The organism is Streptomyces sp. NPDC050625 (assembly GCF_040654755.1).
Lineage (GTDB): Bacteria > Actinomycetota > Actinomycetes > Streptomycetales > Streptomycetaceae > Streptomyces.
On sequence record NZ_JBFAIQ010000106.1, the window covers coordinates 1 to 2,747 of the forward strand.

Below are 2,747 nucleotides of genomic sequence, written 5' to 3' on the forward strand. Positions count from 1 at the left end.
ACGCCCTCGCCCCAGCCCGTACCGTCCGCCCCGGCCGCGAACGCCTTGCACCGGCCGTCGGGCGACAGCCCGCGCTGCCGGCTGAACTCCACGAACAGGTCCGGTGTGGTCATGACGGTGACGCCCCCGACCAGGGCCATCGAGCACTCGCCGCTCCGCAGTGCCTGCGCGGCGAGGTGGAGGGCCACGAGCGACGAAGAGCACGCCGTGTCGACCGTGACCGCGGGTCCCTCGAGGCCGAACGTGTAGGAGATGCGTCCGGAGACGACCGAGGCCGCCTTGCCGGTGAGCGCGTACCCCTCGATCTCCTCGGGGGCGTTGCGCAGTCCGTTGGCGTAGTCCTGGCCGTTGGTGCCGATGAAGACACCGGTACGGCTGGCGCGGACGGACGCGGGGGCGATGCCGGCCCGCTCGAAAGCCTCCCACGCGGTCTCCAGCAGCAGCCGCTGCTGGGGGTCCATGGCCAGCGCCTCGCGCGGCGAGATCCCGAAGAGACCGGCGTCGAAGCGGTCGGCGTCCTGGATGAAGCCGCCCTGGCGCGAGTACGTCGTGCCGGGCCGGTCGGGGTCGGGATCGTAGAGCGCGTCGATGTCCCAGCCGCGGTCGGCGGGGAAGCCGGACATCGCGTCCCGGCCGGAGTTCAGCAACTCCCACAGGTCCTCCGGCGACTGGACGCCGCCGGGGAAGCGGCAGCTCATGCCGACGATCGCGAGGGGCTCGTCGGCCGCGGCGGCGGCCGTCGCCTGCGCGGCGTCCGCCTTCGGCCCGTGCCGGCCGAGGAGTTCCTCGCCCAGGTGACGGGCGAGGGCGGTGGGGGTCGGGTGGTCGAAGACCAGGGTGGTGGGCAGCTTGAGACCGGTGGCCGTGTTGAGCCGGTTGCGCAGTTCGACGGCGGTGAGCGAGTCGAAGCCGGTCTCGCGGAACGTCCGGTCGGCGTCGAAGACGCCCTTGCTCCTGTGGCCGAGCACCGTGGCGGCCTGTTCGCGGACCAGGTCCAGCAGGATGCGGCCCTGCTCCCCCGGCGTGGCGCCGAGGAGCCGCTGGACCAGCGCGGACGCGGGCACTTCGGCGCTCTGTGCGCCCTGGGCGCGTACTTGGAGGGCCTTGCGGGCTTCGGGCACGCCGTGCAGCAGCGGGCAGGGGCGCGTGCCGGCGAAGGCCGGGGCGAAGCGGTCCCAGTCCACGTCCGCGACGGTCACGGAGGTCTCGCCGCGGGTCAGCGCATCGTGCAGCACGGAGATCGCGGGAAGGGCCGCGATCGCCCGTACGCCGCGCCGCCGCAGGTGATCACCGGCGGCGCCGGCGGCCATGCCTCCGTCCGCCCAGGGTCCCCACGCGACGGCCAGCGCGGGCAAGCCCTGCGCCCGGCGCTGCTCGGCGAGGGCGTCGAGGCAGGCGTTCGCGGCACCGTAGGCGCCCTGGCCGCCGTTGCCCCAGACACCGGTCATCGAGGAGAAGAGCACGAAGGCGTCGAGGTCCTGGCGGTCCCGGGTGAGCTCGTGCAGGTGGAGCGCCGCGTCCACCTTGGGGCGCAGCACGTGGTTGAGGCGCTCGGGCGTGAGTGATTCGACCAGGCCGTCGTCGAGTACACCTGCGGTGTGCACCACGGCGTTCACGGTGTGCCGGCCGAACAACTCGGCGAGCGCGTCGCGGTCGGCCGCATCGCACGCCGCGACGGTGACCTGAGCGCCCAGCGCCTCCAGTTCCGCCTTGAGTTCGGCGGCGCCCGGGGCGTCAGGGCCCCGGCGGCTGGTGAGCACCAGATGCTCCGCACCGGCACCGGCCAGCCAGCGGGCCACGTGCCCGCCCAGCGCACCCGTACCACCGGTCACGAGCACGGTGCCGCGCGGCGACCAGGGTGCGTCCGTCGGTGCCGCGTTCTGCGGCGCGCGCACGAGGCGGCGGCCGGACACACCGGAGGCGCGTACGGCGAGTTGGTCCTCGTCGGCCTGGGCCAGCAGGCCGGCCAGTCGCTCCAGTGCGCGGGAGTCGAGTTCGGCGGGCAGGTCGACGAGCCCGCCCCAGCGCTGCGGCTGTTCCAGGGCGAGGATCCTGCCCAGGCCCCAGAGCTGGGCGGAAACTGGGTCGGTCACCGGGTCCGCCGTGCCGGTCGACACTGCCCCGCTGGTCAGGCACCACAGCGGGGCCTCGATCCCGGCGTCGCCGAGGGCCTGTATGAGCAGGACGAGCCGCTGGAGGGCGTCCGTCGCCGCTTCTCCCTGTGCCGCGGCGAACAGGATGCCGTCAGCCTGCTCATACCCGGCGTCGGCGAAGGCCCGGGCGAGCGCGTCGCGGTCGGTGTCCTCGTCCACGGCGAACGGTACGAGCGCGACACCGAGTTCCGTGAGCCCGGCGTGGATCGCCTCGGTCCACGCGGTCTCCTCGGAGACCGCGTAGAGCCAGGTCCCCGACGGAGTGGCCCCGACCGTGTCGCCGAGCGGCTGCCAGGTGATCCGGTAGCGCCAGCCGTCGGTGGTGGACTGCTCGCGCCGCTGCCGGCGCCAGGCGGACAGCTTGGGTGCGACCACGTCCAGTTCGGCGGGTTCCAGTCCCAGCAGCGCACCGAGAGATGCCTGGTCCTCGCTCTCGACGGAGTCCCAGAACTCGCTGTCCATCGCCTCCGAGGCGCCGGCGGTCGGCGCCTGAGGCGCATCGAGCCAGTAGCGCTCGCGCTGGAAGGCGTAGGTCGGCAGGTCGACGCGGCGGGCGCTCGGGAAGAGGGCGTGCCAGTCGGGCGAGATGCCGTG

At 73.9% G+C, this 2,747-nt stretch carries 1 protein-coding gene; it reads right to left on the bottom strand.

Annotated elements, in window-relative coordinates; genetic code table 11:
- Positions 1-2,747, bottom strand: a 2,747-nt coding sequence (locus tag AB0I54_RS48020; RefSeq protein ID WP_363302735.1) for an SDR family NAD(P)-dependent oxidoreductase, incomplete at both ends; no start/stop codon positions are given.